4 protein-coding genes, 2 tRNA genes and 1 pseudogene are annotated in these 5,990 nt (G+C 73.7%); 2 read left to right on the top strand and 5 right to left on the bottom strand.

What is annotated here, in order from left to right:
• Positions 1–279 precede the first annotated feature (279 nt).
• Positions 280–1,122, top strand: coding sequence for a tRNA (guanosine(46)-N7)-methyltransferase TrmB (gene trmB, locus ACQKM2_RS06620; protein WP_427707178.1), 843 nt, complete (start codon positions 280–282; stop codon positions 1,120–1,122).
• A gap of 95 nt (positions 1,123–1,217) precedes the next feature.
• Positions 1,218–2,447 (top strand): PrsW family intramembrane metalloprotease, encoded by a 1,230-nt coding sequence (locus ACQKM2_RS06615; RefSeq protein ID WP_427707190.1) that lies wholly within the window; start codon positions 1,218–1,220, stop codon positions 2,445–2,447.
• Between the two features lie 22 nt (positions 2,448–2,469).
• Here the strand turns inward: ACQKM2_RS06615 and ACQKM2_RS06610 are convergent, their stop codons facing one another.
• The 5 genes and pseudogenes from ACQKM2_RS06610 to ACQKM2_RS06590 form a co-directional block, all read right to left on the bottom strand.
• The gene (locus ACQKM2_RS06610) at positions 2,470–3,531 is read right to left on the bottom strand and encodes a M23 family metallopeptidase (protein ID WP_427707177.1); all 1,062 of its coding nucleotides are present in this window, start codon (positions 3,529–3,531) and stop codon (positions 2,470–2,472) included.
• A gap of 312 nt (positions 3,532–3,843) precedes the next feature.
• Positions 3,844–5,007, bottom strand: coding sequence for a PP2C family protein-serine/threonine phosphatase (locus ACQKM2_RS06605; protein WP_427707176.1), 1,164 nt, complete (start codon positions 5,005–5,007; stop codon positions 3,844–3,846).
• Positions 5,008–5,190: 183 nt separating this feature from the next.
• A tRNA-Met gene (locus ACQKM2_RS06600) sits at positions 5,191–5,264 on the bottom strand.
• Between the two features lie 231 nt (positions 5,265–5,495).
• Positions 5,496–5,568: transfer RNA gene (locus ACQKM2_RS06595), tRNA-Lys, on the bottom strand.
• 183 nt (positions 5,569–5,751) lie between these two features.
• Positions 5,752–5,990 (bottom strand): annotated as a pseudogene (locus tag ACQKM2_RS06590) (DEAD/DEAH box helicase); the annotation flags it as partial.

Below are 5,990 nucleotides of genomic sequence, written 5' to 3'. Positions count from 1 at the left end.
GGCCGTGGCCGGTAGGTCGTCTGCGGGTGGGTGGGCCGCTGCGCGGGCGTGGGTCCCCTACCCGCCCTTCCACCGTTCCCAGGGGGCTCCGCCCCTGACCCCGGTCCTCAAACGCCGGACGGGCTACATATAGCCCCGCCGGCGTTTGAGGCGCGGGGGTCAGGGGCGGAGCCCGCTGGGAACGGGCGAAGGGTGGGGCGGGGAGCAAGCCCGCGCAGCGGGGACGCGGGTTGCGCCCGGCCAGGGCAATGGCGGGGGCCGACGTAGAATCTCGGCATTGTGTCTGAGCCCCTGAATCCCCAGCCCGGCCTCCCCGACTCCCCGCCGGAGGCGTACACGCCGCCCAAGTGGCGCACCGAGCCGCGGTTCCCCGACGGTCCCGCGCCCGACCCCGCCGGTTCGCACCACGAGCGCCGGATCCGCAGCTTCCAGCCGCGCCGCAGCCGGGTGACCACCGGCCAGGGCGAGGCGCTGAAGCGGCTGTGGGGGACCTGGGGGCTCGACATCGACGGCCGCGAGGTCATCGATCTGGAGAAGCTCTTCGGCGGGCTCCCCGTCGTCCTGGAGATCGGCTTCGGCATGGGCGAGGCCACCGCCCAGATGGCCGCCGCCGACCCCTCCACCGGCATCCTCGCCGCCGACGTGCACACCCCCGGCCAGGGCAACCTGCTCGCCCTCGCCGAGCGCGGCGGGATGACCAACGTCCGCGTGGCCAACGGTGACGCGATCATCCTGCTCCGCGAGATGCTCCCGCCGGCCTCCCTCGCCGGGATGCGCGTGTACTTCCCGGACCCGTGGCCCAAGGCCCGCCACCACAAGCGGCGGCTGATCCAGCCCGAGTTCCTCGACCTGGCCGCCACCCGCCTGGCGCCCGGGGCCGTGCTGCACTGCGCGACCGACTGGGAGGACTACGCCGAGCAGATGCTCGAAGTCCTGACCGCTCACCCGGAGTTCGTGAACACCCAGGCGGACGGCGGCTACGCGCCGCGGCCCGAGTTCCGCCCGTTCACCCGGTTCGAGGGGCAGGGCCTGGACAAGGGCCACGTCGTCCACGACCTCCTCTTCGCCCGCCGCGGCGCCGAGAAGATCGAACCGGCAGTCGAACCTGACTCCAAGAACTGACAAACGTCACTCGGAGTGTCCGACCCGCTCGCTAGGGTCATCATGTGTACCGAGCGCTCTCCCGTGTGCTCGCACGCCCATCGGGCACGGCCCGCATGTGCGTGCTCGGCGCGCTGCTCACCGCCACCGGGGCCGTGATCCTGGAGCTCGTGCGGGAGCAGACGGGCACGGCCGGGTTCTTCGTGGGGCTGGGCCTGGCCCTGCTGCCGGTGCCGCCGCTGATGGCGGCGTTCCGGTGGCTCGGCCGGGCCGTGCCGGGCCCCTGGCGGCAGTTGCTGTTCTGCTTCGGCTGGGGGGCCTGCACCGCGGCGCTGATCGCGATACTGGCCAACAGCTTCGCCACGGAGTGGATGGCCGCGGCCTCCGCCGATCCCTCCGCCGCCGACCGGCTGGGGTCCGTGGTGGTCGCGCCGGTGGTGGAGGAGACGGCGAAGGCGGCGGCCCTGCTGCTCGTGTTCGTGTTCCGAAGACGGCGGTTGACCGGTGCCGCCGACGGGATCGTGCTCGCCGGGTTCACCGCCACCGGCTTCGCCTTCACCGAGAACATCCTCTACCTGGGCAACGCCTTCGAGGAGGACCTCGCCAACGGCACCGGGGCGCTGGACTCCGTGACGGCGGCGACGTTCTTCGTGCGGGTGGTGCTCTCCCCGTTCGCGCACCCGCTCTTCACGGTGCTCACCGGCCTCGGCTTCGGCGCTGCCGCGCTCACCGCCCGCCGTGCGCGCAGGACCGGCCTGCCCCTGCTGGGCCTGGGCCTCGCCATGGGCGCCCACGCGTTGTGGAACGGCTCCTCGCACTTCGGTGAGTACGGTTTCTACCTGGTCTACGGCTGCGTGATGGTCCCGGCGTTCGGGCTGCTGCTGTGGCTGGCCGTGCGGGTCCGGCGCGAGCGCCTGCGGGCCGTCGCCGCCGAGCTGTCGGTGTACGCCGCCGCGGGCTGGATCGGTCCGGCGGAGGTGCCGGCCCTGGCTTCGATGCCGGCCCGGTCGCTGGCCCGCGCCCTGGCCCGCCGCAGCGGAGGCCGCCCCGCCGCCCGCGCGGTGTCCCGGTACGCGTCGGACGCCGCCGCCCTCGCCCTGCTGCGCCGGCACGCCCGGCGGTCGGGCCCGGGCGGCCGGGACCCCGAATTCGCCGAGCGGGAGCGCGAGTTGCTGTACCGGCTCTGGCACCGCCGGGCGACGGCCGCGCCCGCGCTGGTCCGGGCGGCCGTACTGGAGGAGCTGCTGCCCGCTCCGCACCGGCCCCCGCAGGCCGCGGCACCGGCGCCCGCGCGGGTCTTCGTACCGGCGGCGAGGACCCCGGAGCTGTCGCCCTCGCCCGGCTAGAGGGGAGCGCGGGGCGGGGCCGTCAGACGTCGAGGCCCTTCGAGCCCAGCCACGCCAGCGGGTCGACCGTCGAGCCGCCCTTGCGCACTTCGAGGTGGAGGTGGGCGCCGGTGACGTTGCCGGTCGCGCCGACCCGGCCGATGGTCTCGCCGGCGCCGACGGAGCCGGAGGTCACGGACATCGAGGAGAGGTGGCAGTACCAGATCTCGGTACCGTCGTCGAGCTTGAGCACGATCCGGTAGCCGTAGGCCCCGGACCAGCCGGCGGAGATGACCGTGCCGCTGCCCACGGCCTTGACGGGGGTGCCGGTGGGGGCGGCGAAGTCGAGGCCGGTGTGGTAGCCGGAGGACCACATGGAGCCGGCGACCCCGTAGTGGGAGGTGAGGGTGTAGGAGGAGGTCGGCAGGGACCAGCCGCCGGCCGACTTCGAGCCCGAGCCGGAACCCGAACCGGAGCCCGTGGCCGTCTTGGTGGCGGTCTGCTCGGCGGCGGCCTTCTCCGCGGCTTCCTTCTCGGCTGCGGCCGCCTGCTCGGCTGCGGCGCGGGCCGTTTCGGCCTCCTTGTCGGCCGCTTCCTTCTGGGCCTTGGCCTCCTGGGCGGCGGCCTCGCGCGCGGTCCGCTCGGCGTCCGCGCGGGCCTGGGCGCGGTCGGCGTCCTGCTGCGACTCCGCCTGGAGCAGGATCCGGCTGAGCAGCGCCTCACCGGCGTCGCCGCCCTGCTGCGGCACCGCGGCGGTCTCCGCGCCGCCCGCGACGCCGGTGCCGGTGTCGGCCGCGGCCGCGGACCGTACGGCGTCGCCGCCGCTGTCGGAGTGGCCGCCCCCGCCGCCGAGCAGGTCGGGCATGGATATGGAGACCTGGGGCCGGTCCTGCGCGGTGGCGATGCCGCCCGCACCGACCGCCGCGATCACGCCGACGCCGAGCACGGTCGAGCTGCGGGCGAGTCCGCCGCGCGCCTTGAGGACGCGGTGCTTGCCGCGGAGCGGGCGGGCGGAGTCCTCCGTGGGATTCCATTCGCCCCAGGCTCCTGCGGTGGGCGTCTCCTGGACGTCGGTACCGTCAGGGGCAGGCGAGTTGGAGGCCACGGGGGCACACTCCTCATGGGCGAGAACGCACACGGGTGCCGTCGTTGCGACGGCTGGGACGACCGCGCTGCGTTATCGAACGGTAATCTACGCGGGGGAATGATTCCAAGCCGAAGCGACTGATCGTTAACACCAATCGGCCACGCCCCGAACAGCTTTGGCCTCTACATTCACCCCACCAGGCGACAACTCGGGCAATTCTCCCGCTCCACCCTCATCACTTCGGCCACACAGGCCAAATGACGCACTGTCAACCCCCTTGCGCAGAGCACCCTTTCGGCCACACAAGGTGACGGGGCCGCCCGGCCCCCTTCACGGGTCGTCCCGGCTCACCACCGGGACGGTCCTCCTGCGCTCCGGCTGCCCCTCCCCGGCCCGCCCCACCGCGAGCAGCGCCATGTCGTCGGTCGTGCCGCCGCCGGTGTGCCGCCGCACATCGCTGCTGAGCGCGCCCAGCAGCTCGTCCGGCCCCGGGAAGACCCGCCCGCGCAGCCGGGCCGCCGGATCGTAGAAGGTGCCCGACCCGTCCCGCGCCTCGGTCAGCCCGTCGGTGTACAGGAGCAGCGTGCTGCCCGGCGGGAAGGGCCACTCCTGCGGCCGGGACGTCCCGTCGGCCGCCAGCTCGCCCAGGCCCAGCGGCAGCGCCGGCTCGGCCGGGGCCAGGACCGCCAGGCCGCCGTCCGCGTACAGCAGCAGCGGCTCGGGGTGGCCCCGGTTCAGCAGCCGCAGCCGTTCGGCGCCGGCCGGGATCTCGCCGAGCACGCACGTCGTGAACCCCTCCACCGCGTCCAGGCTGCCCCGCCGCGTCCCCTCCCGGGCCAGTGCGCGCTCCAGGCGCCGTGCGAGGCCCTCCAGGGTCGGTTCGGTCTCCGCCGCCTCCCGGAAGGCCCCCAGCACCACCGCGACGGCCTCCACGGCACCCAGCCCCTTGCCGCGTACGTCGCCCACCGCGAGCCGGACGCCGTACGGGGTGTCCTGGACGGCGTAGAGGTCCCCGCCGATGAAGGCGTCGGCCTGCGCGGCCTCGTACCGGGCGCAGACGTGCAGCCCGGCGATCCGCTCGGCCGGGGTGGGCAGCACGGCCCGCTGGGCGGCCTCGGCGATCTCGCGCGCCGACGCGAGCCGCTCGCCGCTGCGCCGTACGACGAGGTTGATCAGCAGGGCCAGCCCGGAGACGGTCAGCACCGTCGCCAGCTCGGTCAGCGCCTCCACCTTCCGGCTGGTGCCGTTGTGGACGTGCAGGGCCACGACGACCAACGAGGCGGCGATCCCGGTCAGCGCGGTCGCCCGGAGGGTGAACAGGGGCGCCGCGATCAGCGGGGCCGCGGTGAAGAAGGGGGATCCGGTGAAGCTGGGCGGGGTGGCGAGGTCGAAGAGGGTCCCCAGCACGATCAGCAGTACCGGCAGCATCCGGACCACCCGCCGGGCGGCGCCGTCCGCGCTGCCGTCCTTGCCCTGCCGGCCCAGCCCCACCACGCTGCTCTCCTGCCGCCCGGTCGCGCCCCGCCCCTCAAGGCTGGCGGCAGCCGCCCCCGCTCGGCGACCGGACCGGTCCGAAGGGGTGACCCCCGCACCCGGGCAGGACCCGGGCAGCACCCGGACACGGACCGGGACACGACGAAGGCCCGGTTCCAAGAGGAACCGGGCCTTCGTTCTGAGTAGCGGGGACAGGATTTGAACCTGCGACCTCTGGGTTATGAGCCCAGCGAGCTACCGAGCTGCTCCACCCCGCGTCGGTAAACCCAACTCTACGTCATCCGGGGGACGACTCTCGCCAATTAACCCGCCCACACCCCCCAGGAACTACATAAGTGCAGGTCAGAGCCCTTTGAACTGTGCCATCTCCGTTGGGACGGGATCAGGCCACCGGCCGTCGGCCCCGGAACGACGGAGCGCCCCGTCCGAAGAAGTCGGACGGGGCGCTCGGCGCAGGTCCCGGGGATGGTTCCCCGCCCTGCGAGCGGTAGGCCATGTCGGACTCGAACCGACAACCAACGGATTAAAAGTCCGCTGCTCTGCCAATTGAGCTAATGGCCCTCCAGGTGCTCACCCCAGAGCATAGCCGGAGAGGGGCTGCGGACCGATCGGGTATCGCCGGGTGTGGCTCCGGCGGTTTCCCGCCATCCGCTGCGGGTGGGGCGAAACGGCCGGAAATGGGCTCGGCCCCCACCGCACCGGAGTGCTGTGGGGGCCGATTCCTCGTCAGGCGGCGCTCAGGCGTCAGCCGTTGCGCTTCCAGCGGGGCTTGTCGTCGCGGCGGAAGCCGCCACGGTCGCCACCGCGGTCATCGCGGTTGAAACCACCCGACGGACGGTCATCGCGGCGGAAGCCACCGGAGGGACGGTCGTCGCGGCGGAACCCGCCACGGTCGCCACCGCGGTCGTCACGGTTGAAACCACCCGACGGACGGTCATCGCGGCGGAAGCCACCACGGTTGTCGTCACGACGGTCGTCACGGC

The organism is Streptomyces sp. NPDC004126, from assembly GCF_050275515.1.
In the GTDB taxonomy this organism is placed as follows: Bacteria; Actinomycetota; Actinomycetes; order Streptomycetales; family Streptomycetaceae; genus Streptomyces.
Note: the sequence above shows the minus strand (reverse complement) of the source record. Positions and strands in the feature narration are given on the sequence as shown.